The 25,370-nt window shown below is 45.3% G+C and carries 25 protein-coding genes; 4 read left to right on the plus strand and 21 right to left on the minus strand.

The window, feature by feature from the left end; genetic code table 11:
* Nucleotides 1–91: 91 nt before the first annotated feature.
* The 13 genes from fliR to fliF form a co-directional block, all read right to left on the minus strand.
* A complete protein-coding gene (gene fliR / locus AC1RR2_RS08410) occupies nucleotides 92–898 on the minus strand; it encodes a flagellar biosynthetic protein FliR (RefSeq protein WP_493221805.1) in 807 nt (268 codons plus the stop codon).
* A gap of 8 nt (nucleotides 899–906) precedes the next feature.
* On the minus strand, nucleotides 907–1,176 hold the full coding sequence (fliQ, locus tag AC1RR2_RS08415; RefSeq protein WP_493221806.1) for a flagellar biosynthesis protein FliQ: 270 nt from the start codon (nucleotides 1,174–1,176) through the stop codon (nucleotides 907–909).
* Nucleotides 1,177–1,186: 10 nt separating this feature from the next.
* Nucleotides 1,187–1,975, minus strand: a complete 789-nt coding sequence (gene fliP, locus AC1RR2_RS08420) for a flagellar type III secretion system pore protein FliP (protein WP_493221807.1) — start codon at nucleotides 1,973–1,975, stop codon at nucleotides 1,187–1,189.
* Nucleotides 1,976–1,981: 6 nt separating this feature from the next.
* Complete coding sequence (gene fliO, locus AC1RR2_RS08425) at nucleotides 1,982–2,443, minus strand: flagellar biosynthetic protein FliO (protein WP_493221808.1); 462 nt, start codon at nucleotides 2,441–2,443, stop codon at nucleotides 1,982–1,984.
* Between the two features lie 11 nt (nucleotides 2,444–2,454).
* A complete protein-coding gene (gene fliN / locus AC1RR2_RS08430) occupies nucleotides 2,455–2,898 on the minus strand; it encodes a flagellar motor switch protein FliN (RefSeq protein WP_493221809.1) in 444 nt (147 codons plus the stop codon).
* On the minus strand, nucleotides 2,891–3,904 hold the full coding sequence (fliM, locus tag AC1RR2_RS08435; RefSeq protein WP_493221810.1) for a flagellar motor switch protein FliM: 1,014 nt from the start codon (nucleotides 3,902–3,904) through the stop codon (nucleotides 2,891–2,893). Before fliM ends, fliN begins: the two co-directional genes overlap by 8 nt.
* Nucleotides 3,905–3,908: 4 nt before the next feature.
* Nucleotides 3,909–4,406 (minus strand): flagellar basal body-associated protein FliL, encoded by a 498-nt coding sequence (gene fliL / locus AC1RR2_RS08440; protein ID WP_493221811.1) that lies wholly within the window; start codon nucleotides 4,404–4,406, stop codon nucleotides 3,909–3,911.
* Nucleotides 4,407–5,051: 645 nt separating this feature from the next.
* The gene (locus tag AC1RR2_RS08445; RefSeq protein ID WP_493221812.1) at nucleotides 5,052–7,658 is read right to left on the minus strand and encodes a flagellar hook-length control protein FliK; all 2,607 of its coding nucleotides are present in this window, start codon (nucleotides 7,656–7,658) and stop codon (nucleotides 5,052–5,054) included.
* A 66-nt stretch (nucleotides 7,659–7,724) separates the two neighbouring features.
* Nucleotides 7,725–8,162, minus strand: a complete 438-nt coding sequence (gene fliJ, locus AC1RR2_RS08450; protein ID WP_493221813.1) for a flagellar export protein FliJ — start codon at nucleotides 8,160–8,162, stop codon at nucleotides 7,725–7,727.
* A gap of 44 nt (nucleotides 8,163–8,206) precedes the next feature.
* Nucleotides 8,207–9,598: a flagellar protein export ATPase FliI gene (gene fliI / locus AC1RR2_RS08455; protein WP_493221814.1), complete on the minus strand. Its 1,392-nt coding sequence runs from the start codon at nucleotides 9,596–9,598 to the stop codon at nucleotides 8,207–8,209.
* A 70-nt stretch (nucleotides 9,599–9,668) separates the two neighbouring features.
* On the minus strand, nucleotides 9,669–10,328 hold the full coding sequence (locus AC1RR2_RS08460; protein WP_493221815.1) for a flagellar assembly protein FliH: 660 nt from the start codon (nucleotides 10,326–10,328) through the stop codon (nucleotides 9,669–9,671).
* The gene (gene fliG / locus AC1RR2_RS08465; RefSeq protein ID WP_493221816.1) at nucleotides 10,321–11,316 is read right to left on the minus strand and encodes a flagellar motor switch protein FliG; all 996 of its coding nucleotides are present in this window, start codon (nucleotides 11,314–11,316) and stop codon (nucleotides 10,321–10,323) included. Before fliG ends, AC1RR2_RS08460 begins: the two co-directional genes overlap by 8 nt.
* A complete protein-coding gene (gene fliF / locus AC1RR2_RS08470; protein WP_493221817.1) occupies nucleotides 11,309–12,997 on the minus strand; it encodes a flagellar basal-body MS-ring/collar protein FliF in 1,689 nt (562 codons plus the stop codon). The genes fliG and fliF overlap by 8 nt, the downstream gene beginning before the upstream one ends.
* Before the next feature lie 200 nt (nucleotides 12,998–13,197).
* Between fliF and fliE the strand changes: the two genes are divergently transcribed.
* A complete protein-coding gene (fliE, locus tag AC1RR2_RS08475; RefSeq protein WP_493221818.1) occupies nucleotides 13,198–13,545 on the plus strand; it encodes a flagellar hook-basal body complex protein FliE in 348 nt (115 codons plus the stop codon).
* Between the two features lie 45 nt (nucleotides 13,546–13,590).
* Here fliE and AC1RR2_RS08480 read toward each other — a convergent pair whose 3' ends face one another.
* The 8 genes from AC1RR2_RS08480 to AC1RR2_RS08515 form a co-directional block, all read right to left on the minus strand.
* Nucleotides 13,591–14,352: a flagellar brake protein gene (locus AC1RR2_RS08480; protein WP_493221819.1), complete on the minus strand. Its 762-nt coding sequence runs from the start codon at nucleotides 14,350–14,352 to the stop codon at nucleotides 13,591–13,593.
* A gap of 47 nt (nucleotides 14,353–14,399) precedes the next feature.
* Complete coding sequence (locus tag AC1RR2_RS08485) at nucleotides 14,400–14,678, minus strand: EscU/YscU/HrcU family type III secretion system export apparatus switch protein (RefSeq protein ID WP_493221820.1); 279 nt, start codon at nucleotides 14,676–14,678, stop codon at nucleotides 14,400–14,402.
* Nucleotides 14,665–15,969: a flagellar hook-length control protein FliK gene (fliK, locus tag AC1RR2_RS08490; RefSeq protein ID WP_493221821.1), complete on the minus strand. Its 1,305-nt coding sequence runs from the start codon at nucleotides 15,967–15,969 to the stop codon at nucleotides 14,665–14,667. The genes AC1RR2_RS08485 and fliK overlap by 14 nt, the downstream gene beginning before the upstream one ends.
* Nucleotides 15,970–15,972: 3 nt before the next feature.
* On the minus strand, nucleotides 15,973–16,308 hold the full coding sequence (locus AC1RR2_RS08495) for a flagellar protein FliT (protein WP_493221822.1): 336 nt from the start codon (nucleotides 16,306–16,308) through the stop codon (nucleotides 15,973–15,975).
* 3 nt (nucleotides 16,309–16,311) lie between these two features.
* On the minus strand, nucleotides 16,312–16,785 hold the full coding sequence (gene fliS, locus AC1RR2_RS08500; protein ID WP_493221823.1) for a flagellar export chaperone FliS: 474 nt from the start codon (nucleotides 16,783–16,785) through the stop codon (nucleotides 16,312–16,314).
* A gap of 14 nt (nucleotides 16,786–16,799) precedes the next feature.
* Nucleotides 16,800–18,815, minus strand: a complete 2,016-nt coding sequence (gene fliD, locus AC1RR2_RS08505) for a flagellar filament capping protein FliD (protein ID WP_493221824.1) — start codon at nucleotides 18,813–18,815, stop codon at nucleotides 16,800–16,802.
* Nucleotides 18,816–18,960: 145 nt separating this feature from the next.
* The gene (locus AC1RR2_RS08510; protein WP_493221825.1) at nucleotides 18,961–19,335 is read right to left on the minus strand and encodes a flagellar protein FlaG; all 375 of its coding nucleotides are present in this window, start codon (nucleotides 19,333–19,335) and stop codon (nucleotides 18,961–18,963) included.
* Between the two features lie 93 nt (nucleotides 19,336–19,428).
* The gene (locus AC1RR2_RS08515) at nucleotides 19,429–20,919 is read right to left on the minus strand and encodes a flagellin N-terminal helical domain-containing protein (RefSeq protein WP_493221826.1); all 1,491 of its coding nucleotides are present in this window, start codon (nucleotides 20,917–20,919) and stop codon (nucleotides 19,429–19,431) included.
* Nucleotides 20,920–21,328: 409 nt separating this feature from the next.
* Between AC1RR2_RS08515 and AC1RR2_RS08520 the strand changes: the two genes are divergently transcribed.
* The 3 genes from AC1RR2_RS08520 to rfbG are packed head-to-tail and all read left to right on the plus strand — an operon-like array spanning nucleotide 21,329 to nucleotide 25,370.
* Nucleotides 21,329–23,533, plus strand: a complete 2,205-nt coding sequence (locus tag AC1RR2_RS08520) for a tetratricopeptide repeat protein (protein WP_493221827.1) — start codon at nucleotides 21,329–21,331, stop codon at nucleotides 23,531–23,533.
* A complete protein-coding gene (gene rfbF, locus AC1RR2_RS08525; RefSeq protein ID WP_493221828.1) occupies nucleotides 23,530–24,300 on the plus strand; it encodes a glucose-1-phosphate cytidylyltransferase in 771 nt (256 codons plus the stop codon). Before AC1RR2_RS08520 ends, rfbF begins: the two co-directional genes overlap by 4 nt.
* Nucleotides 24,285–25,370: a CDP-glucose 4,6-dehydratase gene (rfbG, locus tag AC1RR2_RS08530; RefSeq protein WP_493221829.1), complete on the plus strand. Its 1,086-nt coding sequence runs from the start codon at nucleotides 24,285–24,287 to the stop codon at nucleotides 25,368–25,370. Before rfbF ends, rfbG begins: the two co-directional genes overlap by 16 nt.

The following is a 25,370-nucleotide window of genomic DNA, read 5'->3' on the forward strand; positions in this document are numbered from 1 at the left end:
AAATTAAGTGAGCGGTTTATTGTAGAGCTAGACTCGTACTTTATTCTGCCTACACATCCAGGGGCTGCTCATTCCATAATAAATCAAGCAACTATTTGATGGAACGCAAATCACTGGTGCCGCTATGTGTTCCCAAAGTCGATATCGTATCGATCAAATGTTGAAATATGCTTTCTATTGGTCCAAGTAAATGTGGCAAGATCAGGCTGAGCATCAAGAAACCAACACCGATAGTAATCGGGAAACCAATACCGAAAATATTCAATTGCGGCGCGGCGCGTGTGAGTATGCCCAGGGCAATGTTGGTAATAAGCAGCGCTGCGACAATGGGTAAAGAAATTAGTAGACCAATTTTGAAAATTTCCTCACCCCAGATGGCTAATTTTTGAAAACTAAAACCCATCGTAAGAGAGGTGGATATAGGAATACTCTTGAAACTGGTAATAAGCGTTTCGAACAGAATTAAATGGACGTTTAAGGATAGAAAAATCAGCGTGGTAATGATGACCAGGAATTGGCTAATAGCGGAGGAACGTCCTCTGGTCTGAGGGTCAAAGAAAGTGGCAAAACCCAAGCCCATAGTCAGACCTGCAACCTCGCCAGCCATCTCGATTCCTGCGAATACAATGCGCACCATAAAACCCATCGCCAAGCCGATGATAAGTTGCTGAAACACCACCATGATGCCGGTGATAGACAGCATATCGACATCTAGAATTGGATCTATAGTAGGGGCGACTATCATGGCCAGAAATACACCAAGTGCGAGTTTTACCTGAACCGGTACACCGTTATTTCCAATTGGAGGAGCGATGGCGATGAAGCCGAGTATGCGTGTCAGCGGCCATAGAAAGGCCGCAAGCAGATTGATTAGCTCGTTGCTACTTATCGAGACCATAGTTGAAATTAGCCAGCCATGGTCGCAACGTTAGTGAAGACTTCACGCATATAGTCACCTAACACCGACAGCATCCATGGGCCGGCAATAATCAGAGTCACGAAAATACCAACGAGTTTTGGAATAAACGAAAGCGTGGTTTCATTAATTTGCGTTGCGGCCTGAAAAATACTGACAATCAAACCTATGCCCAAGGCAACTAATAGCAAGGGTGCAGAAATCATTAAAGTGATTTCCATTGCATGCCGGCCCATGTTCATTACACTATCGGGTGTCATATTCATTCCTTTAGTAAAAGCTGCGCGCCAGCGAGCCGATGAGCAATTGCCAGCCGTCGACTAAGACAAATAGCATGAGCTTGAAGGGAAGCGACACAATCGATGGCGACACCATCATCATACCCATCGCCATTAATACGCTGGCGACTACCATATCAATGATGAGAAAGGGAATGAAAATAGCAAAACTGATCTGAAACGCAGTCTTCAACTCGCTGGTTATAAATGCCGGAATCAGTACCCTCAATGGAATATCTTCCGGACCTTGCAGGGCAGGTGTATTCGATAAGCGCACATATAACGCGATATCAGATTCACGTGTTTGTTTGAGCATGAAGCCTTTGAGCGGTTCTACACCTTTTTCCATCGCCTTTTGCATGGTAATTTCATTTTTTGAAAAAGGCAGATAGGCATCTTCATAGATTTTGTCAAATGCAGGCCCCATGACAAACAGTGTCAAAAATAGAGAAAGACCAACTAAGACCTGATTCGGCGGCGCGGATTGAGTACCCAAGGCCTGGCGCAACAAGGAAAGAACAATGATGATGCGGGTAAAGCTGGTCATCATCAGCAGAGCAGCAGGAATAAACGCCAGCGACGTTAAGAAAATCAGTGTCTGAATACTTAGCGAATAATTTTGCCCGCCACCGGATGCAGGTGATGTGGTGATCGCTGGTAAGCCACCGCCACTTTGAGCCAGTGCTAAGTCTGGCGCGCAAAAGAGCAATAAAAAGGCGATTGAAAATATCGCGTTGACACAATTTGAATTAGAGGAGAAGGGGGAGCGCAAGGTTTTCATGATGCTTTAGGTTTCAGTGGTGTTGCGCTTTTCTAAGGTCTTTTTGAGCCAGTTCGAAAATTGATTTTCTTGATGAGCTGTCGTGTTGTTACCTGGGTCTGAAGAGCTAATTTCTTGTTTAGGCATGCTGCTTAGGGTATTAATTTGTTGTGCCGTGACGCCGACAATCAACCATTGATCTGCAATTTCTATGACCATGATGCGTTCGCGGTTGCCTATGCTAAGACCGCCCACCACTTTCATAGGTACTTTGTTCATGCTATTAATCGGCCCTATGCGTTTAAATAGCCAGGCGATCAAAAGCATTAGTCCAATGACGGCTGCTAAGGCTAAAAATATTTGTAGTAAGCCAGTGCTTGCCGATACACTAGTTTGTCCTTTTGCCTGCGCCATCGCTGGGTTATTGACAACGCCAAGTAGTCCTAATAAAAAACTAGATAGAGACAGCGATCTGAAGAATAATTGCATAAAGGATGGCTTCACTTGTTTAGCTTACGAATACGTTCGGCAGGCGTCACAATATCGGTTAAGCGAATACCAAATTTGTCATTCACCACCACCACTTCACCTTGGGCAATTAAGCAACCATTGACCAGCACGTCCATAGGTTCGCCCGCTAAACCGTCTAATTCAACTACTGAGCCCTGAGCCAATTGTAATAGGTTTTTAATGGCGATTTTGGTACGACCTAGTTCAACGGTCAGTTGTACAGGAATATCGAGAATAAAGTCGATATCGTTGGACGTTTGTGTTTGCGGACTTTTGCCGAACTCTTGAAAAGCGCCTGCGGAAAAAGCAGTTGGTGCTGGCGCAGCTTGCGCCGCTGCAGCCGCTGCGCGTGCTGCGGCTTCGGCATCAGCCTTCTCTTGTTCCGCTATCGCTGCGCCCCAATCATCTTCGCTGATTGCGTCATTGTCATCCATTATTCTCTCCATTTAGTGACTCATGCGATATATCGTTAACGCTAGAGCCTAGCATTTTGTCAACCCGCAGCGCATATTGCCCATTAAAAACGCCGTACTTACATTCCATGACGGGCGTTCCATCTACTTTTGCAGAAACGATTTCAGGCACTGCAATCGGAATGATGTCGCCAACTTTCATATTCAAAATATCACCAAGATTAATGCGAGCAGTACCTAAGTCAGCCACAATTTCTACTTCTGCGATTTGAATTTGCTGGGTCATCAGACGTACCCAACGTTTGTCAATCTCCAGAGTTTCTCCTTGCAAACTACTCGTCAACAAATCGCGGATTGGTTCTATCATCGAGTACGGCATGCACATATGCATTTCACCACTAACCGGTCCCAGTTCTATTGTAAAAGTAGTGGAGACCACAACCTCATTGGGTGTAGCAATGTTGGCGAACTGGGTGTTCATTTCCGAGCGAATATACTCAAATTGAACGGGATACACCGGCTCCCAAGACTTGGCATAGGTTTCGTAAATGATTTCCAGAATCTTTTGAATTATCCTTTGCTCTGTTTGCGTAAAATCACGACCTTCGACCCGGGTGTGAAAACGGCCATCTCCGCCAAACAGGTTGTCGACCAAGAGGAACACCAGACCCGGATCAAGCACAATCAGGGAAGTGCCACGCAAAGGCTTCATGTGCGTTAAATTGAGGTTGGTAGGAACAACCAAGTTACGGATAAATTCACTGTACTTCGAGACTTTCACCGTGCCTACTGAGACCTCAGCACTACGGCGTAGAAAATTAAATAAGCCTATGCGTAAAAGTCGGGCAAAACGTTCGTTGATAATTTCCAAGGTTGGCATACGCCCACGAACAATACGTTCCTGAGTTGCCAAATTATAGGGGCGGACACCCGAGGTATCTTCAAGCGACTCTGCATCGTCTTGATCGCCAGTCACACCCTTTAATAGGGCATCGACTTCTTCCTGTGATAGAAAATTATCCGACACGATTTTATTGAATTACAAATGAAGTAAAAAACACACCACTGACTTTTTGCGGGTCTCCCTTTGGAGAGAAGGGCAAATTGACTTGCTCCATAATCTCTTTGATCAAGATTTCCTTTCCCTCTGGCGTCAAAAGTTCAGCAGCATCTTTACTAGACAACAACATAATCAGGCGACTCTTTACTTGCGGAGCATTGGATTTAATCAAATTTGACTGTGCCTCTTCCGGTACCTGCAGTGTCATTTGCACTTGTAAGTACTTTTCACCGGTGTCTGATTGTAAATTCACGATGAAGGGCTCGAGCGCGAGGAATACTGGCGCTTTTGCGACTTCTTCTTTATGTTCTTTTTCTTTGGTGTTTTTCTTACCTGAGAGCATAAACATAGCCCCGCCACCGATTGCGCCAAGCAAAAGGACAGCGATGCCTATCATAATGAATAGCTTCTTTTTTGATTTACCGACTGGCGCATCAGGTGCCGCAGGTTTTCCGGGTGCTTTTGACATGTTTGGCTTTCACCACTTCATAAGTGTTATTGCAGTTAAAAAAATTATCCACTAGTTTTGTGATTTCTCATCTTCAAAACAGAGTGGGAATTTGGGGCTTGCTCTCAATTTTTATCATTCAGTTATTTCGAAAGACGGTTTTTTTATTGCGAAAACAATCGTAATTAGCTCGCTTTTCGATGACTAATGCTGAGGCGCGAAAGTTTCACAAAAGAATCGTTTCGCCCAGTTTTATTATAGTATTGTTTTCAACTATACGGTCTGGTTTGGCTCGTATGAAACTGAAAACATGTTGGTTTTGATTTAAACCCAGATTTCCCATTAGGCGCACCTGCGGTGCTATTTGTGTGCTGACGGCGCATTTTCGGTCATTTTTGTTGCTCTTCGTTGCAAATAGCTCGCTATTTGCTCCTCACTCGCAACAAAACTGCCTCGAAAAGTGCATCCGTCATCTTCACAAATCCTAATGGAAAATCTGGGTTAAATTTTGAATCAATTGTCACGAGTTCGACCTTATTCCAGCCGCGCATGTTCGGTTTTGAGCAGAGCAATGATAGCTTGCGGGTAATCCTGCCGCGACAAGCTGATTTGGGGAGCAGGGCAGCGCACTTAAGCTAGGCATCCTGCTCTTGGTATGCTTTTGATTTAGACGAATGTATCAACCAGCCCCAATGGTGCTTTTTTGTTCGCAATTGCTGGAATATTGCTTACTGAGTTGTCAGTATCCACACTCGTTAGTTGGCGCTGCTTGGTTTCGCTACTTCTATTGTCGTTATTGGATGAAAAACCACTGTCGGCCGGGGTTGATTGTGCATTGACCGAGAATCCAGACAAGGTCATTCCAGCGTTATCCATCATTTCACGTAATTTCGGCGCTGCCGCTTCAATCGCCTCCCGCACATCGAGGTGGGAAGAAACAAAACTGGCGTCAACCTGGCTGTCGCTAATGCTTAAGACAACTTGTATTGGTCCTAGATCAGGGGGATTTAATGTAAGTTGAGCGCTTTGCTCGCCGCCAGCGACCATCCAGACTATTTTTTGCCCTATCGCCTGATCCCACGCTCTGCTACCAACTCTAGCCCCAATAAAATTGGACGCGGCTGAAACGCTCGCCGCTTCTATAGGTGCTTGTGTCGGTGGCGTTGCATGTGTGGGTTCCGTTCTTGCTATATCGGTGATTTTAAATTCTTTTTGCTCTTCCTTGTCTTGCCCTAAATTATCTCTCTGCGTTTCATGTAACTGTGTTTTCAATGCCATTGAAAATTTATCCGAAGCTGAATGCTCATTTACCTTGAGCTCTGGACGGTAATCTTCGGCAGAGAGATCAGAAATCAGTTCTGTACTTGTGTTTTTGCTAGAAAATTTGCTGGTCTCGCTGGTCTCGCTGGTCTCGCTGGTGTCATCTGCTGGCTGTGGATTACCCTTAGTAGTTTTTGCAAGAGCGGCAACAGCAGCGGCTACCGAATCCAATTGCTGTGTGTTGCTAGCTGGTGTCAGTTTTTCTAATGGAGGTGCTTGGTTTAAATTTTTGTCCGAGCCAACAGGCTGCGGTGATGCTGCCTTATCTGAGGCTGTCGTTACTTGATCAAAATCACTCACCATGCCAACCGTGTTTGACTGATTGACATCACTAGGAAGGATTTGTTTGCTAACGATAGGGGTCTCTTGAAGTGGTTTTGTGGCCGGAACCCTGGCCAATTCACTTTTGTTTAAATCAGGAGATTCAAGCACGGTGGCTGGCGCTATAGCCTTAGTATTTACCTCAGACCTTGGTGTTGTTGCAGGCGAATCCAGTGCCAAATTCTTGTTCAAGTCGCTGTGTGTGGTGCTCGTTGTGACATTCAATTTTGTCGTTTGATTGATGTCGTCCGACACGACTATGGTGTTTTGCTGATTGATTTCGTCAGGGACTGCTTGTTTGCTGAAAACAGGGACTTCTTGAAGTGGCTTTGTAACAGGGACACTAGTGAATTCATTTTTGTTTTTATCAGGGGATTCAGGCGCATTGGCGGGAACCACGGCATTAGTATTTACCTCAGACCTTGGTATAGAGGCAGGCGATGTTGGTGCCAAATTTTTGTTTGGGTCGCTAGGTGGTGGCACCGCAGTGATATCCAAGACTGTAGTAGCTTGTTTGAGGTCTTCCGGCAAGGCTATTGTGTTTTGTTGATCGACTTCGCTGGTGGTGGCTTGCTTGTTGATATCAAGAGATGCTTGAATTGCCTTTGTAGCTGGCACGCTAGTGGGCTCTATGTTTGAAATCATAGACCCAAGTATAGGTGCAGCTTTGGCTGTTAAATCAGATTGTGCACTTATTTCACGTTGAACGTTTGCTGGCACGCTTGAATCAGCACTAGCAATATTGGAAGTGATTTTCTGTTGACGAGTAAGCACATCTGTTTGAGCGCTTGCATTACTGAGTTGTGTTTCTTCAGATGCTGAGGCGATTGATGGCGTTTTATCCTTGGATGTCGCCATTGATATGCCGAAGCTCTTATTCTTATCACTGACTACAGGCTTTACATCAAGCCCGGTGTTCGACGAAATCAGATTGGCTGATATTGCAGTTGTACTTGCTGGCAAGCTTGGTGACGACGATACAGGTGGCGGAATCAATTCTGTGGCAGCTGCCTTTAGAGCATTTTCGGCTGATTGATTACTGTTGATTTTTGAGTTATTAGGGCTAACTGGTGTATCCGATTTAAGCGAACTTTCCTTAATTGATTGGCTTAAATTTAGCTCGGCAACGGGTAGCTCCACTGGCGTTTTATTCGACGCAAGTGTTGATTCCGGAGCCGTCACTTTACTTGGGCTTAACGAAACATCTAAGGTCATTGATGACTTTGTGAGCGCATCGTCCATTTGGTCTGGGGTGACCTCGGTTGGACGTACCAATGAATTTAGGTCTCCAACAAAATTGAGCAGTGTATTCGTTTCGTCGATGATGGACGAATTGATGTCCTCGAGATCTTTGGTCTCCTCATTGGTTGATGAGCTCGTATTTTCTGTGTGTGATGCTTCGCTATTGACGGCACTTTTCTTTTGAGTCAAAGGCGTTTGTTCCACCTGGTTGCTTGCCAGTGGTTTTGTATTATTTGCGGGTGCTTTTTTGATTTTATTCGCGACTTCATTTTTTAGTATTTGATTAAAGCCCTTACTCGTGTTTACTTCATTCGCGCTTGTGCCATTTTTCGCAGAGTTGAAATTGGGTAGAACTTGAGTGACCACGGGAGTGCTTGACGTGCTTGGCATGATGACACCTATAAAAGCGAAAATTACTAGTAATTAATTGAAAGCCAACACCTCAGTTTGTTTCTACTATTTTTTATAAAACAGTGTGCGGGTAGCTCGCTCATCGGTTTGTTTTTGATCGCGTTTATTTTCTTTTTTTAACTCGGTCGCGATGTTTCTATTGATTAAAGTCTTATAAGAAAGTCGTTTTTTTTCACATTCTTGCCAGAATTTTTTTGCCAGCTCAACTTTATATTCTGCATCGATAATCAACTTCTTCTGTCCATCGATCGCCTGGTCTAGTTTTGCGATGAACCCTTGAAAATTAGCAAATTGCGTGACAGACAGGCCTCTTTGCGCATTATTCTGTAATCGTGTTTCATAGTCGGTACGGTATTGGATTAACAGCTCTAATTGCTGATTCGCGTCATCTTTTGCTTTAATAGTCCGCCCTAAATGTTTAGCCGCATTCTCGACAGCATTTTCTGCGAGTTCAATCAAAGTATTTAAAGCCGACCCAGCCATATTGTTCTCATTCTTTTTCTAATTGTACCCATCAACTTTTTATTCTAAGCGTCGAAAAGCGAGGAAAGTCCCGCTAAGCTTTGCGATATGGATGATTTTTCGGTAATTTCTTGCTGCAGAAATGATTGAATTCGACCATATTTGCGTATCGCTTCGTCCAGCACGGGATCGGAGCCTGCCGCATACGCGCCAACATTGATCAAGTCGCGACTACGTTCGTAACGTGAGTACAATTGTTTTAATCGACGTGATAAGGCTTGGTGTTCTGGTGTCGTAATGCCATGCATAGCGCGACTGATGGATTGTTCAATATCGATAGCAGGGTAATGACCACTTTCTGCCAAAGTACGATTTAAAACTATGTGTCCATCCAAAATCGCACGAGCCGAGTCCGCAATCGGGTCTTGTTGATCATCGCCCTCAGTTAATACCGTATAAAACGCTGTGATGGATCCGCCACCGAGTCTGCCATTGCCTGCACGCTCGACCAAAATCGGCAGTTTTGCAAATACCGAGGGCGGGTAGCCTTTGGTTGCTGGAGGCTCACCGATGGCCAGTGCAATTTCGCGCTGTGCCATCGCATAGCGCGTTAATGAATCCATAATTAACAAGACATTTTTATCTTGATCTCGAAAGTATTCTGCGATGGTGGTGGCATAAGCGGCACCTTGCAGGCGCATCAAGGGAGGTGCGTCAGCTGGTGCAGCCACAACGACAGAGCGCGCTAAACCTTCCTCGCCTAAAATTTCTTCGATAAATTCTTTGACCTCACGTCCCCGTTCGCCGATCAGACCAACGACGATGACGTCGGCCGTGGTGTAGCGCGCCATCATGCCGAGCAAGACACTTTTACCGACGCCTGAACCAGCAAAAAGACCGAGTCGCTGGCCACGACCCACAGTTAACATGCTGTTGATGGCGCGGACGCCGACGTCCAGTTTTTCCTTGATCGGTGCGCGGGCAAGTGGATTATAAATACGAGCACCGAGTGGAGCGGTTACGCTGCTATTTAAGGGGCCTAAAGCATCGAGCGGACGACCATTTGCATCGAGTACCCGACCAAGTAACTCATAGCCTACTGGAAGGCGCTTAGTCCTGTCATTGTTCCGTCTATGTGGATGATTGGGATCTTGATTCGACGCTGTAGCGACTGGCGTAACGGCGGCCCCAGGGACAACACCATCGAGATCACTCTGCGGCATCAAAAATAAGCGATCACCATCAAAGCCAACTACTTCGGCTTCAATTTTAACGTCGTTAGGCAGGTGAATCAGGCAGGCACTGCCCACAGGTAATTTAATTCCTACGGCTTCCATTACCAGACCGGTTACTTTAACGATCCGACCGGAGATACTCTCGGTCTGTACATGGGAGATCTGTTTGACACTATTGGTCAATTGATCCTTCCAATGTTGTGGTGAGAGTAGGGTGCTCATGCTTGGTCTGGTGTTGGTAATATGGTGTTGGTTGCTGAGCTGATTAGGGCAGGCAGTCGATAGTTGTGAATTAGAAGTTCGAATCTAGTAAAGCCTGACTAAGGCGCGACCAGCGAGTTTCATAGCTCGCATCGAGCAGATTGTGCGCTGTTTCGATACGACAGCCGCCACGCGTCATGTGCGGATCCACAATCATGCGCCAAGTTCCGCGATCCAAAGTGTCATCCATGCCTTCACTTACTAATTTTAGATCCTCAGGGTGCAAAAAAATCTGCGCCGGTTGCTGGATGGAGGGCAATGACGCGATCGCTTCTTTGACGATTTCGATAATTGATTCAGTATGATGCTCAAAGTGATGTTTGGTCATCGCACTCGCTAGTTCGACCGCTAAACTGATCAAGTCTTTACCTATGGTGTTTTGCGCGTTGAGTAGTTGCTCTTCGAAAGATTTCTTTAGCTCAGTCAATTCGTCGAGTACGCGCATCGTTTGATCTTGCATCTCAAGTTGACCTGCTTGTTGCCCTTCCTGATAGCCAATTGCGTAGGATTCCCGATATGCCTCTGCATATGCTTCATTTTTTGCTTGCTCTTTAATCGCAGTAATTTCAGCGACGGTTACTTTTTCTTGTTGGGCGATTTTTTCTAAATGCGCTGGACGAATATCGCCAAACGATGGCATCTCCCAACGTTGAAAAGCGGTCTGCAGCTCTTTCGGTAAAGCATTAGACATAGGCGTCTTCCCCTTTTGCGCCCAACATAATCTGACCATCATCGGCCAGGCGTCGGACTATCAAAAGAATTTGTTTTTGTTGCGCCTCTACTTCTGAAAGTCGCACTGGGCCTTTTGATTCCAGATCCTCGCGCATCATTTCGGCCGCACGTTGCGACATGTTTTTGAAGATCTTTTCGCGCATGTCTGCATTCGCGCCTTTTAGGGCAACAATTAATGAGTCAGATTGAACTTCACGCAGTAATAGTTGGATGCCGCGATCGTCAATCTCAAGGATATTATCAAAGACGAACATTTCATCCATGATTTTTTCGGCCATGTCACCATCGTATTTGCGTAGATTTTCCATGATGGAGGCTTCGTTCTCGCCACTCATGAAGTTGAGAATTTCTGCGGCAGCACGTACGCCACCGATAGATTTTTTCTTCAAACTCTCGTTGCCAGTCAGTAGCTTCGTTAACACGTCGTTCAGTTCGCGCAGGGCAGTTGGTTGGATACCGTCTAAAGTAGCAATTCGTAATACTGCGTCATTGCGTAAGCGTTCGCTGAAGTTGTTCAGTACTTCACTGGCTTGATCGCTTTCTAAATGCACTAAGATCGTCGCAATAATCTGCGGATGCTCGTTCTTGATCAGTTCGGCGACCGACGCTGAATCCATCCATTTCAGACTTTCGATACCGCTTGCGTCTTTGCCGCCCAAAATGCGATTGAGTAGGGAGGAGGCTTTGTCATCTCCCAGTGCCTTAGTCAGCACGTTGCGAATGTACTCGTCGGAGTCAAGTCCAACCGAAGAACTTAAGTCTGCCTGAGACTTAAATTCGTCGAGAACTTTGGCTATCGACTCATGCGGAATGGCACCAATGGTCGCCATAGCAGCGCCAATCTTTTGCACCTCTCTTGGGCCAAGGTGCTTCATCACCTCAGCGGCAGCATCTTCACCTAATGCGAGCATTAGTGTGGCTGCTTTTTGTACGCCTTCATCACTCATTGCTGACCCATGCCTTAATTACGTTTGCGACGATTTTAGGATCGCTGGAAGCTAACTGCTTTGCCATATCCATATTGATTTCGTAACTGGATAATTGCTGCCTATTGCTTGCTTCCATTTCTTTGTTATTTAGTTTGACGATGGCCGCTTCCTCTTCTTCGGCTCTGGCGGCTGCCTCAAGTGCTTCTTGTTCTTTTTCTTTCCGTAATGACTTTGGATCTTTACCCGTAATCTTATTGAGCGTAGGTTTCAAATAGCCAAAGAATAAATACAGTAACAGTAGAGCACCGATGATGTATTTGCCGACTTCTTTCGCGGTTTGTAACACGTCTGCTTGCTTCCAAAGCGGTATATCTTCTGCTTTGACTTTTTCTGGGCTGGCAAATGGGCTATTCACCACATTCAGGGTATCACCACGCTCCTTGTTATACCCCATTGCTTCGCGAACCAGGTCAGTAATTTGATTTTTTTCAATCTCGGTCAATGCACGTGTCGTGGTTTTACCTGATTTATCGGTTTCTGTTTTGTAATTGACCACGACTGCAACTGACAGTCGTTTTAGCCCACCCATCGCTTGTTGTGTGTAACGGATGGTTTTATCAACTTCAAAGTTGAGCGTGGAATCTTTTTGTGTCAATCCAGTATTCGCTGCTGCCGCGCTTTGTGCGCCTTGATCTGCCGCGGCGGTGATGGGCGCTGTAGCCGGAACGGGAGGTTGATTGCTCAAAGCGCCGGGAATACCCGATGCATTCGCTGGCTTACCATAGCTCTCGCTGGTTTGCTGGCTACGAATGGTACTCGCTTCTGGAGGCGCATTAGGGCGATAGGTTTCTGCTGCTTGCTCGCTTCTTGAAAAATCGATGTCGGCTGTCGCCTCCGCACGAACATTTTGGGGACCTACAATCGGTGAAATAATCGATTCAATTTTCTTAACGATACTGAGTTGAAATTCTTGTACATATTTTAACTGCGATGGATCGAGATTATTGTTGGCTGTCTGTTTGCTGGTGTCAGACAGGAGATTGCCATTTTGATCAACGATGGTCACATTTTTTGCGGGTAGCTCCGGAATGCTGCTGGCGACCAGATGAACAATCGCACTGACTTGTTGCTGATCTAAGACACGACCAGGATACAAGTTAAGTAACACCGAGGCAGTTGGTTTCTGTTGTTCTCTTACGAACACCGAGGCTTTGGGAATCGCTAAATGCACACGTGCGGTTTGTACCGATGAAACCGCTTGAATTGAACGAGCTAGTTCGCCTTCAAGAGCACGTTGAAAATTCACTTGCTCCAAAAACTGGGAGATGCCCAATTTCTGATTTTCCATCAATTCAAATCCTACATTGCCCCCTTTGGGTAAGCCTTGAGAGGCTAGCTTAAGACGTGCATCGTGCACCTGATTGGCAGGCACTAAGATTGCACCGCCACCATCTGAATATTTATACGGAATGTTTAGTTGCTGCAAAGAGGCGACAATGGCACCACCGTCTTTATCGTTGAAATTGGAGAAAAGCACGCGATAATCGGGGGCCTGGCTCCACAGCCAGATACCAACCATCAGCGCGATAGTGATTGCTGCACCTACTGATAACAGGATGGTGCGTACCGCCGGTGTTTGTGGGATACCGAATACGACGGGTACTGGCGCTTCTAAAGTCGCATCATTTGCGGTTGCCATGGTCGTCCCCGTTTTCGTTTTGAATTAATTCTCTTTGCAACATTTTTTTATTCCTGTGAAGGTTTTTCCCTTGCTAGCAATTGTGCGACTTTTTATTATTTTCAATTGCAAGAAAAACGCCTGTTTCACCCGCCTTCTTCAGCTTAAGCTTTTTTGCTCGACTGCTATTCTAAGCATATCTGAAAAAAAGGAGAGCTCAAGTGAATGTCGGTGGAATTGATAAAAGTAAAATCGACGCGATGGTTGCGCAACTTAAAGCTGCTGCGGCGAAGATGGAGGGCGGAGCTGGAAATGTTGTCACTGGCATTAATCCAGGCGCGCCAAAATTAGATTTTGCGGATGCGCTGAAGTCTTCGTTGGATCAAGTCAGCGCAGCGCAAAGCGCCTCTCAAGAGATGGGAAAGAAATTTGCTCTCGGTGATGATAGTGTCAGCATGTCAGATATGATGATTTCTATGCAAAAAGCCAGTATTTCTTTTCAGACCACTGTCCAGGTTCGCAATAAGTTAGTGTCAGCCTATCACGACATTATGAATATGCAAATTTAATTATTTTTATGTAAATGATGTCGCTGGAATTTAATCAGTATCAAATTAATTGATGCCCGTAATTTTTGCGTTACGCTCACGTTCTAACTTCATAATGTAGCGCTGCACGGCAGCTAGGTTCTTGCTCGATAAGTTCAAAAACGCACAGCCTATGCGTCGCGTAGTTTTTCCATTCAATAGCGTCAATTCTTGTGAATTGCGTATCTGTAATTCCATTTCAATTATGCCTATCCCAGGTATATCCATCTGACAATGCGGATAGCCAGTGCCAATAGCAATATCGATGAGACGACCATCGTCCAGGATCGCGATACCGCCGCAGCTAATATCGACCAATGAAAACTTGTGCCTGAAAATTCCTGACTCTAGTTCTACCGGAATCACACATTTAATCGGTGTTGTGATGGGAGTATTGATTCGATAATTTTCACGACGCTGCAGGCGGATGACACTGGTTGGCATCGGCATTTGCAATGCCGGTTTTCCTTCGTAGCTAATTATTTTGACATTGGAAGAAGTAAATTGGATGCTGATTCTATCCAATAAGCCATCAAAAAACACGGTGGAGGCCGCAATGATTCTTTGGTTGGCTTCGTTACTAGGCGTGCTATCGATGATGAGCGTATTGTTCTTGTCGTCAATATCCAACACGGAAGTGATAAAAGCTTCACTACCACCATTGATTAGCATACTGATCAATTGTGATTTATCCCTAAACCCTTTAAGTATTGAAAAGATCTCGCGTTTTGATTCAACTTGGTACGGGCTTTGGTTTTCGGTTCCCAGGGACGGATGCGTTGCAGGCATAGTGCTTTATTCTGTAATAATTATAATGAGAGGATGTTAGAGATTTGTTATTTTGTTTTTATCTCTGTCTCGATATGGTATAGCCAAGCGAGTAGTTCTGCAACAACTGTATAAAGTGCCGGTGGGATGTTGTCGTCTAAGTCCACTTTCATCAACAAGCTCACTAATTCTTTTGATTGGTGAATGAAAATACCATGTTCATTTGCTCTGGCAATGATCTCTTCCGCCACAAGGCCTTTGCCTTTTGCGACGACTTTGGGAGCGCCGTCTTCAGGACTATAAGTAAGTGCAACGGCACTTGACAACGGTTGCTCAGACTTGTTCATCATGCTGCACCGTGAAAACTTGAATATGTGTGCCTGATGCTTCAATTGCTTTTTCTAAGTCGGCATAATGCGACCTTAATATTGAACTCGTCTCAAGCGCATCGCTCTTGATATTCAGTTGCAGCTTATTTGAACTTAGATCAATACTTATCGCGACGGTACCCAGATTAGGGAGTTCTATCCTAAGATAACTTTGCCAAGATTGCTTTTTTTCGGATTCTTCTGTCTTGTTCTGTTGTTGATCGGGTAGTTGTTCCTCAATCATCCATTGCATAGGAATTTGCGGTGTTAGTAGCCCCGACCATTGAAGCTTCTGATGTTCCAAAATATCCAACTGCTGATGAATAAGTTGCGTTAATCCAGCGTGATTACTATCTTCTTGATTGAGTAAAATAGTTTGCTCCAGAAATGGCGCTATTTTTGCTTGAGGCTCAGCCTGCAGCTCGGCCATTGTTTTTTGTCCAACCGACCACTTGGCGACATGGGACTCGTAAAAAAGTCCGCTACTGCTAATGTTCTGACGTAAATTCGTTTCTAATTGTCGCGCTAAATGGGTATCAGCTAATTTGCTATTGGCTTCTGTTAGCAATGGGGCTTCAGCTTTAATACTCAATTTGTCTGGCGACTTACTCGTTTCTTGAAGGAGTTTATTGATTAATTGCCCCGTCAAACTCAGTTCAGTTTCTGAACTGGCACCGATGCTGGATGTTAAATTCTGTTGGGTGACAAACTCTGATTCGGAAACGCCAAGTAGGTTTGAGAATTTAGAGCTTGCACTAGCCTGAATGCCAGCTTGAGTGTGTCCAGTTGCATCGGCTTGTGAATGTGCTGATCGAGTGGGTTTGGGGAGGCTTTGATTGGTATTTGAGGTTTGATGAGCATCAGTCACTGCTTCGGCATCAGAAGCTAGTCCTACCTTACTGTAGCTTTGCTGTGCTGATTCGCCAGGCTTGCCGCGCTGAGGTATATCGAGTAGCGTGACCTGATTTTGTCCATTTAATAGGAAGACTGGACGTGGCGTAAGATTGATTAAGGTTAATGATAGTTTTTCGCCAATTTGCGTAGCTGCAGGGAGCGATAAGCGCATTGGTGTGCCATCCACTTTGGCGATGAAGCTTCCATCGTTCAGTCTTGCCAGTACTTCCCCTTGGATATGTTTACCGACACCAAGCTGGCTTAGTCTCTGAACGACATCCTGCTTAATGGCTTCTATTGCTTTGACAGCAGTAGGTCCCTCGACACCAGTTGTGATGATCAGATTGGGATCAAGACGAGGGAAAATAATCGACATGCACTATCCCATTTGATTGGCACCATAACTTTGTGAAAGTTTTCGACTTGTACTGGAGCTTTTCATCAGATTAGCGAGATTGTGCATCCAAGGTTCGGTGATATCCCTAATCGCACGGTCATCCGCCAGAATTTGTTTGATAATCGCGATTTTTTTTGATTTTAATTCTAAAGGCAATTCGCTAGGGCCTTCAAATTCTCGCAAGGTATTAACGTGACCGCTGCAGTCGCTCTCTAATTTTGATAGCAATTCCCAATCATTCGCACGTGCAGCAAGCAGCATATTGGCAGTGATGTGAGCGACTTTTTCATACACGTTTAACAGTTCCAGACTATTCATGGTTTAGGCCTCAAAGAGATTCGCACGACGTGGAGCGAGCGGGTCGAGCTGCGGAATGGGTGCTTCAATATTGGTTTTGTTGTTATCTGGAGCGATCGCCTCCCATGAGGACTTTAAGTCACGCAAGAGATTCTGAACTTCAGCCAAACCCTCTAGCTGATTATTGATATTGGCTTGCAAGAGCCGATTACTCATGTATTCATATAAGGCGTCAAGGCTGGCTGCTATTTCACCACCAGCTTTCTTGTCTAGGCTAGCACGCAAGCCATTTTCAATGATGGCAATCGCTTTCGAGATTGAGTGACCCTTGGCCGGAATATCACTATTTTTCATGTGCTGCATAGCGTTATTTAATGCAACAATTGCACCGTCATACAACATGACGATAAGTTTATGCGGACTGGCAGAAATGACTCCAGTTTCAATGCCAACTTTTGCGTAGGCATTAGCGCCATGTGAGTTAGAAGAGCCAAACATAAATGTTTCCTTAATTATTTGGTGTTGCTGCCGGTTAATGCTGAGAGCTGCTGAGTGAGAAAACTGCTCGTGTTGTTGAGGCTACTAATAATGCTGTCTAATGCCGTAAATTGGGCCCGGTAACGCGCTTCTGTATCAATCAGGCGACTATTTATTGCTTCACGCTGTTTACCAATATCTTTGATAGTGCGGTTAACCCCGTCGGTAGTGCTGGAAATGCTACCGCCGCTTCCAACAATAGAACTAAACAAGGTGCTAAGCTGACTTGCATAACCTTTTGAGAAATGTACGGTACCGCGGTCACCTGTTGCACCACCAGAAATCAATACTCTTAATCCATCTGCTGCAGATCCAGCCGTGCCTGTCAAAAACTGACCTGTGCCAACTGCCGATACGCCATTAAATGATCCGGTAACATTCGTCCCAGGGGTGCCGCTGAAAACAGTTCCGCTCAAAGCTGAAATACTTGTTCCTGTGCCATTTGATAGTGTTACGTTGGATGTACTGCCATAGCTGTTTGATGTTAATTTCAAAAAACCACTGCCATTTGTGGTTGCCGTAATCTTCACACCCGCATTGGTGAATGCGGTAGTTCCGTTAATTGAGGTTTGTAATAAGGTGGTCAATTGGCTTGAAGTGTACGACCCAGCCGCTAATGATACTGCCGCTGAGGTTCCGTCTATCGTGACGTTAATACTTGTATTTGGGTCTATTGTTGTGTTGCCAGTCGTTAAATCTAGGTCGCCGGTTAATCCACCTTGTGTCGCTAATGCGGTTACATTTAATGCGTAATTACCCTGAGTCGTTGAGGCACTTGAGGTGCTGTAGCTTACCAAGCTGTCGGTGGCTTTACCTATGGTGGCAAACAGACCACTAATTTCTTTAAAGTTATTGTTTAGCGCATTCTGTAGTTTTGTTGAATCTACACTTAGTGTGCCATCTTTTTGAAAGCTGATGCCTATCGATGAGAGGGTAGTTATATTGCCACCTAAGCCGTTCACAGCAGACGACAAAGCACTTCTAACTTGGCTCTGCGCGCCACGCGCTGCAGCATCGCCAGTCAACACGCCGCCTTTTTTTGTCGCAGCATCAAAACCTGTTAAGGACTTAAATGTAGCTTGAAGATCGTTAAAACCTTTAACAAAAGTATTGATAGAATTTTGCACGCCAGCTGTGTTGTTGGTCAATGCGAGTGTCGTACTGCCTGCCTTTGATAGCGTAATAGCTGCACCTTGAACCGCATCATTTACTGTATTGGATGTGCTGGTGATATTAATGCCATTGATTGAAAGGTTGGCATTCTGACCCGTTGTGGTTTCAGATAAATTTTGTGTGCCAGCGGGGTCATACGAGAGTAGAGATTGCAAAGTCGCGTCACCACTGACATCGATCTTCAAGCTTGATGTCAGCCCCGTCTTATTCGAACTTAATACTAGGTGATACGGCGTTGCCGATCCATCGCCGACGATAGAGGCGGTAACACCTTTGCCAGCAGCATTGATTGCGTCACGTATGCCTTGTAAAGAATTGTTTGAACTATCAATCGTTACTGTGCCTATGGCTTGATTCGCGTCTTGTGTGAAAGTGGCACCAGTGTAGATGCCATTTGTCGATGTTCCACCACTGATCGTGCCAAATTGAAACGAGATTGTTGTGCTTGCGCCAGCGCCTATACTGTCGGTGGTGCTGACTTGGCCAGCACTTGAAATGGTTTGTGATTTTGCGAGTTGAGTTACATTGATGTTATAACTGCCAGCAGTAGCGACACTAGTGGTAGTTGCTGACAGTACCGTGCTATCCCCAACGTTGGCAGTTAAATTTTGAAATGCTGCTGCACTGCTCAGTCCAACGAAGCTACTTTGAAATGAACTGAGTGCGCCATTCAGTGATCCATAGGCGGTCAGTTTCGCCAGATAGCTTGCCTCTTTTTTTGCGAGGGTCGTTAATGGCTGACTTTCAACCTGCATCAATTTAGTGATGAGGCTATTTACATCTAAATTAGAGCCAACCCCTGTTGATTGTATGCCCACCACGTTCCCCTTTTGTAAGTATTGTCACTATACAAGTTAACGGCAAAAGCAAATCAGACTTTAGAGGGGCATTTACCTATCTATTTTCGTCTTGCAAGATTCATCGCATTTTCTTGATATCCGAAGAAAACAAGAGGAATAATCGTTATGCTTCTTGCTTGATTAATAGTCCTTGCAGTTTATCTAATGACTTGGCAATTTCCAACGCTTCCACTGTTGGGATCTGGCGTAATACCTCTTTGGTTTGTTGGTCCACTACTTTTACCACAATCTCATTGGCATCCGTATCGACTGTAAATTCAAGATTTTGTGAGATAGCCTGTACCGTCTTATTTATTTCGCTGACGGCCTTATTGACTTCGCTCGCGGTAGGTGCTTTTGCTGTTTGAGTCACTGCTGACAGCGTTTGAGTTCCAGTCGCGTTTTGTGCGTTAGCGATAGCAGGCGAGGGCGGGGGAGGAAGTTTTTCTGTTGCCACTGATCCGGATGGCGAAGTTCGGCCAATTGATTGAATGTCCATGATCTTTTCCTTTAAGCAAAATTCCCCTGACCAAAAAATATTGGGCAGGGGACAGTCTACATCAATGAATAATGTGGTGGACTACATTATTGTTTAACCTCTTAACAGAGCCAATACGCCTTGTGGTAACGCATTTGCTTGTGCCAAGATCGCTGTACCTGCTTGTTGTAACACTTGACCACGAGTCAAAGTCGCTGTTTCTGATGCGAAGTCTGCGTCACGGATACGGCTGCGTGATGCTGATAAGTTTTCAGAGTTAGTTTGCAAGCTCGAAACCGCAGATGCGAAACGGTTTTGATAAGCACCCAAAGAAGCACGTGAGCTGTTAATTGATTGCAGCGCAGCATCAATGGTGCTTAATGCTGCGGTCGCCCCCGCTGCGGTACCCAAGTTCAGTGAAGATACACCCGCGCCGACTGTGACTGAGGCAGAAGTGAAGCCACCAGTTAAGTTTGCTGCTGTCAAACCAGTACCTGTACCATTGGCCAATGTAATACCAGCAGAGCTGGTAGAAGTGAGACTCAATGTTGACGTTGCTATGTCAGTTGCGCCAGTAGCGGATACAGTGATACCAGTATTCGCAGCAGCAGCAGCAGCATTAGTGCTAGCGGTTACTGTGATGTTGCGGCCATCAGCAGCTGCCAGTGCGACTGCACCTGTTGTTGTGTTGAATGTTGCGGTAACACCAGTTTGTGTGCTGATTGCATTCACCGCCGCAGCGACCTGAGCACCGCGTTGTGCGCCAGATGTCGATGCAGATAAAGCACCCAAATTTACGCCGTTGATAGTGATGTCGCCAGAAGCGATAGCGGTTGCAGAAGTAGATGCGGTACCGGAAATGGTCGTCGAGCCTACAGTCGCAGTAACACCTGTGCTGCCACTAATCGCATTAATCGCAGCCGCTTTGGAGATGCCGCTACCAGTCGAGTTAGAGAAAGAAACGCCGTCTGCAGCTGATGCGCCAACTTGGAAACCATTAATTGAAAGGTCGCCAGCAGCTAAGGCTGTGGTTGTGACTGCACCAGCGCCAGCCACTGTGGTAGCGTAGCTTGAAGATGCGCCTACGCCTAAAGCAGATGATTTTGCGCTAGCGATGTTAGCGATATTGATTTGATCGTTTGAAGTACCGTTTGCACCCACTTGGAAAGTTTGAGCAGAGAAGGAGCCATCCAGCAAATTAACGCCGTTGAAGTTAGTGTTGCTAGCAACGCGATTAATCTCTGAAATCAACTGAGAAGCTTCGTTGTTCAACGCCGCACGGTCAGATACACTGTTAGAGCCGTTAGCAGACTGTACTGCCAAGTCACGAATACGTTGTAAGTTGGCGCCAATTTGGCTTAACGCGCCCTCAGCCGTTTGAGCAAGAGAGATGCCGTCGTTTGCATTACGTGCTGCTTGATTCAAGCCGCCGATTTGTGAAGTCATACGTTCAGAAATCGCCAAACCTGCCGCATCGTCTTTTGCGCTGTTAATGCGCAAACCTGAAGACAAGCGTTGCAAAGATGTGTTCAATGAACTTTGTGATGTCGATAAATTGCGTTGTGCATTTAAAGACGCGATATTGGTATTGATATATGAAGCCATGATGGTTCTCCTAACTTGGTTAATTCAACTCGACGTTTAGCTTGAACTTCGGTCTGTCTTGTTGACCATTGCACCGTCGTTGAAACTGGTAACGGGCAGGAAATAAAAAAATTGAGGAAATTGCCCAAAATAAATATTATTTTTTGTGCTTAAGTTTTTCTTGATATTCCGTTATACGACAGCTTTTTAAAATACTTAAGCCCTGATTTGAACAATTTTTTCACGTCTTTTTGTTCGATTTGATGTGAAATTTTGTTTGTAAAATACTAAAAAATCAGTATTTTTTGTTTTTGGTTAGCTAACTGAGTCGTTGTGTGTTGTTCGGTTTGTGCCGTGAATTGTGATTTTGTCGATTAACTGGTAAAAGATAGCTATACCTTGAACTAACCCGTGAGTGAAAGAGCGAGCAATGAGTAAATCTGGTTTTGATCCGAAAGCAGCAATGCGAGAAGCACAGGCTTTCGTAAAGGCGGGTAAGTTAGAAGACGCTAGGCAAGTCGCTTTGCGAGTGATTCAACGGTTTCCTTTAAACGAAGACGCGCATCTATTTTTGTCTAAAATTTACTTTAATTGCGACCAAGATGAGGAAGCAATCGCGCATTTACAGAAAGCTTTTTCTATTTCGCACAAGATGGTGATTGATTCAAAAGCTTATTACACGATTTTGAATCGTTTCGTTACGCGTAAATCTTATGCGTTGTTAGAGCAAGCTAGTCGCTGGTTGGTCAATTTACGCCCTAAAGACGGGATCGCCTGGGATTATTTGTCGATTGCTTGTCTGGAGCAGCAAAAATATGAAGCTGCATACGACGCCGCTTCGCATGCAGCAAAAATTCTGCCCAATAATCCGCATGTATTAAATAATCTGGCTTGCTCTTTGACTTCTCTGGAGCGTTGCGCAGAGTCATTGGAGATTTTGCAGCGCACTGTTGAATTGGCACCAGAAATGGCGACTGCTTATAATAATCTGGGAAATGCTTATCGCTTCCTCGGTAGATATGAAGAAGCGATAGAAAGTTTTACTAAAGCGATACAGTTAGCGCCACAGATGGCCTATCTTTACAATAATCTGGGGCTGACTTATCGGTCTTTAGATCGTTGTGAATCGGCGATAGAAGTCTATCACCAAGCTTTACAAATCCAGCCGGATTTGCATCAGGTTTACCCTAATCTCATCGAAGCCTATAGACACTCTGGGCAAATCCGGCAAGCGATCGATTGCAGCAATAGCGCACTTCAACTCAATGACAAAATTCCAGAAATTTGGGCAGCCTATGGCGATGCATTAAGAGATGGCGGATATCTCGATGCTGCTATTGAAACTTATATACAGGCCGTATCCTTTAGAACCGATGAGCATTCGACCTTTAATCGAAAAGTCTATACCAATATTTTATTTTGTCTGAATTACCATCCTGATTTATCGGCGGAAGTCATCTTTAATGCTTATCGTGAATTTGACCAACGATTTGCAGTTCAATTGAGAGACAAATGGCTGCCATTCAGTAATGATAAAACACCAGGGCGGCGTTTGAAAATTGGGTATGTCTGCCAGTCTTTTTATAATCAAGTGTGCAAATACTTCTTGATTCCATTGTTAGAAAAGCATGATCGAAGTCAGGTGGAAATCTATGCCTATGCGCAAATTCCCTTTGAAGACGAAGTCACCGAACACTACAAAAAAATTGTCGATCATTGGATACCTATTCGCAGCATGACAGATGACCAAGCTGTGGAAAGAATCCGTGCCGATGGAATTGATATTTTGATTGATGTATCAGGGCACACCAACTCAAATCGTTTGATGATTTTTGCGCAGAAGCCAGCGCCAGTTTCCTTACATTGGTTGGAATATGGCTACACCACAGGATTAAGTGCGGTGGATTATTTTATGACCGATAGCCCCAGTGTCACAGGTGATTGCGATCATTTATTCTCGGAACAGATTTGGCGTTTAGATGGGCCAGCCTATGTGTATCGCCCCGACACACGCTTGGCTATTTTGAATGACTCTCCCGTAAGCCAGACTGGGTTCGTGACTTTTGGTAGCTTGTCACGTACTACCAGAATTAATCATCGCGTCGTACGAATTTGGGCTGCTATCCTAGACGCGATGCCAAATTCACGCCTAGTAATTAATAGCGGAGATTTTAAAGACCCTTTGGTTCAAGAGGAAATGGCTGGGCGCTTTATGCAATATGGTATTGATCGCTCGCGTTTGGATATAGGATTTAGTTCGCCTTCATGGGAAGTCTTAAAGCGCATCGATATCGGTCTGGATTGTTTTCCGCATAATTCTGGGACAACTTTATTGGAGACCTTGTACATGGGAATTCCATTCGTTACTTTGCAAGATAGACCGCCCGTGGGACGTATCGGTTCTAGTGTATTAGTGGGCATGGGACGCCCTGAATGGATCGCAACATCTGAAGAGGAATATGCGCAGAAAGCGATTATTCTGGCGCACGATGTAGATGGATTAGTACAGATGCGTAAAACCATGCGCCAAGAAATGGAAGCATCCATGTTAATGAACGAAGATGCTTTTGCGCGGTCTGTAGAGAAAGCCTATCGTCAAATGTGGCAAATCTATTGTGAGAAAGGTGCAGCATGAAAGCAGTGATCTTAGCAGGTGGATTGGGAACCCGGATTTCGGAAGAAACGCATTTGAAACCTAAGCCTATGATCGACATTGGCGGACATCCTATCCTTTGGCACATCATGAAAACCTATTCTGCGCATGGGGTGAATGATTTTGTTATCTGTTGTGGCTACAAGGGCTATCTGATCAAAGAATACTTCGCAAATTATTTCTTGCACATGTCAGATGTCACCTTTGATATGAAAACCAATCAGGTCGAAGTACATGAACATCACGCTGAACCTTGGCGCGTGACTTTGGTCGATACCGGTGAAGATACCATGACAGGTGGGCGCTTAAAGCGTGTCGCTCAGTATTTGAAAGATGAAGAAGCATTCTGCTTTACTTATGGCGATGGCTTGTCGGATGTAAACATTACCGAACAATTGGCGTTTCATAAGCAGCATGGAAAATTAGCGACTGTGACTGCGGTATTGCCTCCCGGACGTTTTGGCGCGCTGGAACGTGATGGTGATTTCGTCAAAGGATTTATCGAAAAACCGCGTGGCGACGGTGGTTGGATTAATGGCGGTTTTTTTGTGTTGTCACCTAAGGTCATTGATTTAATCGCTGAGGATGCAACTAGTTGGGAGTCTGAACCTTTAACGAGTCTGGCAACTAATCAGGAACTGATGGCCTTTGAACATGCTGGCTTTTGGCAGCCTATGGATACTCTACGCGAGAAAAATATGCTGGAAGACTTGTGGCAAAGCGGGAGAGCGCCATGGAAATGCTGGTGAACTCAGGATTCGTCAATCCAGATCCGCAGTTTTGGCGCGGACGTCGTGTTGCGCTGACGGGACATACCGGCTTCAAAGGTAGTTGGATGGCTTTATTGCTCACGCATTTGGGGGCACAGGTATATGGCTATGCCTTGGCGCCAGTCACTAAGCCAGATTTGTTTTCCAATGCGAGAGTGACAGAGCTTATTGATAGCCAGATTGGTGACGTACGTGATGCCCCCGCATTGTATGCATGGTTGCAAAGAGTGCAGCCAGAGGTCGTTTTACATTTTGCAGCACAAGCTTTGGTTAGACAAAGTTATGTGGATCCTGTGGATACCATGACGACTAATTTTGTTGGAACTCTGAATTTATTAGAAGCAGTCCGAACATGTCCGTCGATTAAATCAATGGTGATTGTAACGACCGATAAGGTGTACAAAAATAATGAGACAGGGCATTCGTATCAAGAGAATGATCACTTAGGTGGGCATGACCCCTACAGTGCCAGTAAGGCCGCTTGCGAAATTTTGGTGAGTAGTTATAGGCAATGTTTTTTGCAGCATCTTGGCGTGGCGACTGCGAGAGCGGGCAATGTCATCGGTGGTGGCGATTGGTCAGTTGATCGACTAATCCCCGATGCGGTACGTGCCTGGAAGAATAATCATACTTTGGATATTCGGCGACCTGATGCCGTCCGGCCGTGGCAACATGTGTTGGAACCCTTGTGTGCTTATCTGATTTTGGCAGAAAAGATGTGTGTGCAAGCTGAAATAGGGCAGGCGTACAACTTTGGACCCGATGCCTCCGATGCGGTGAGTGTGCGCGCAGTGATAGAACTAGCGCAAAAGGCCTTTGGCAGAGGTACTACCGATTTTGCTGATTTGATTGAAGGACCACATGAGGCAAACTTATTGCACCTTGACACAGGTTTAGCGAAGGCGCATTTAGGAACACGTCCACGTTGGCAATTGGCACAAGCAGTTAATAAGAGCATGCAATGGTACAAAGCCTTCTTGGATGGAGGCGATGCACGTGCTTTGTGTGAGGCGGACATACAAGCCTTTTTGGCAACTACGCAAGAATAA

The organism is Undibacterium sp. GW821-FHT11H02, from assembly GCF_058808015.1.

Excerpts from the sequence above, each read along its gene's own strand:
- fliL (WP_493221811.1), bottom strand. The coding sequence starts at position 4,406 with ATGTCAAAAGCACCCGGAAAACCTGCGGCACCTGATGCGCCAGTCGGT.
- fliQ (WP_493221806.1), bottom strand. The coding sequence starts at position 1,176 with ATGACACCCGATAGTGTAATGAACATGGGCCGGCATGCAATGGAAATC.
- fliG (WP_493221816.1), bottom strand. The coding sequence starts at position 11,316 with ATGAGTGATGAAGGCGTACAAAAAGCAGCCACACTAATGCTCGCATTA.
- rfbG (WP_493221829.1), top strand. The coding sequence starts at position 24,285 with ATGGAAATGCTGGTGAACTCAGGATTCGTCAATCCAGATCCGCAGTTT.
- fliK (WP_493221821.1), bottom strand. The coding sequence starts at position 15,969 with ATGTCGATTATTTTCCCTCGTCTTGATCCCAATCTGATCATCACAACT.
- fliP (WP_493221807.1), bottom strand. The coding sequence starts at position 1,975 with ATGAAAACCTTGCGCTCCCCCTTCTCCTCTAATTCAAATTGTGTCAAC.
- AC1RR2_RS08520 (WP_493221827.1), top strand. The coding sequence starts at position 21,329 with ATGAGTAAATCTGGTTTTGATCCGAAAGCAGCAATGCGAGAAGCACAG.
- fliR (WP_493221805.1), bottom strand. The coding sequence starts at position 898 with ATGGTCTCGATAAGTAGCAACGAGCTAATCAATCTGCTTGCGGCCTTT.
- AC1RR2_RS08495 (WP_493221822.1), bottom strand. The coding sequence starts at position 16,308 with ATGAATAGTCTGGAACTGTTAAACGTGTATGAAAAAGTCGCTCACATC.
- AC1RR2_RS08480 (WP_493221819.1), bottom strand. The coding sequence starts at position 14,352 with ATGCCTGCAACGCATCCGTCCCTGGGAACCGAAAACCAAAGCCCGTAC.
- fliI (WP_493221814.1), bottom strand. The coding sequence starts at position 9,598 with ATGAGCACCCTACTCTCACCACAACATTGGAAGGATCAATTGACCAAT.
- AC1RR2_RS08485 (WP_493221820.1), bottom strand. The coding sequence starts at position 14,678 with ATGAACAAGTCTGAGCAACCGTTGTCAAGTGCCGTTGCACTTACTTAT.
- AC1RR2_RS08510 (WP_493221825.1), bottom strand. The coding sequence starts at position 19,335 with ATGGACATTCAATCAATTGGCCGAACTTCGCCATCCGGATCAGTGGCA.
- AC1RR2_RS08460 (WP_493221815.1), bottom strand. The coding sequence starts at position 10,328 with ATGTCTAATGCTTTACCGAAAGAGCTGCAGACCGCTTTTCAACGTTGG.
- fliF (WP_493221817.1), bottom strand. The coding sequence starts at position 12,997 with ATGGCAACCGCAAATGATGCGACTTTAGAAGCGCCAGTACCCGTCGTA.
- AC1RR2_RS08515 (WP_493221826.1), bottom strand. The coding sequence starts at position 20,919 with ATGGCTTCATATATCAATACCAATATCGCGTCTTTAAATGCACAACGC.
- fliJ (WP_493221813.1), bottom strand. The coding sequence starts at position 8,162 with ATGGCTGGGTCGGCTTTAAATACTTTGATTGAACTCGCAGAAAATGCT.
- fliN (WP_493221809.1), bottom strand. The coding sequence starts at position 2,898 with ATGGATGACAATGACGCAATCAGCGAAGATGATTGGGGCGCAGCGATA.
- fliO (WP_493221808.1), bottom strand. The coding sequence starts at position 2,443 with ATGCAATTATTCTTCAGATCGCTGTCTCTATCTAGTTTTTTATTAGGA.
- AC1RR2_RS08445 (WP_493221812.1), bottom strand. The coding sequence starts at position 7,658 with ATGCCAAGCACGTCAAGCACTCCCGTGGTCACTCAAGTTCTACCCAAT.
- rfbF (WP_493221828.1), top strand. The coding sequence starts at position 23,530 with ATGAAAGCAGTGATCTTAGCAGGTGGATTGGGAACCCGGATTTCGGAA.
- fliS (WP_493221823.1), bottom strand. The coding sequence starts at position 16,785 with ATGTTTGGCTCTTCTAACTCACATGGCGCTAATGCCTACGCAAAAGTT.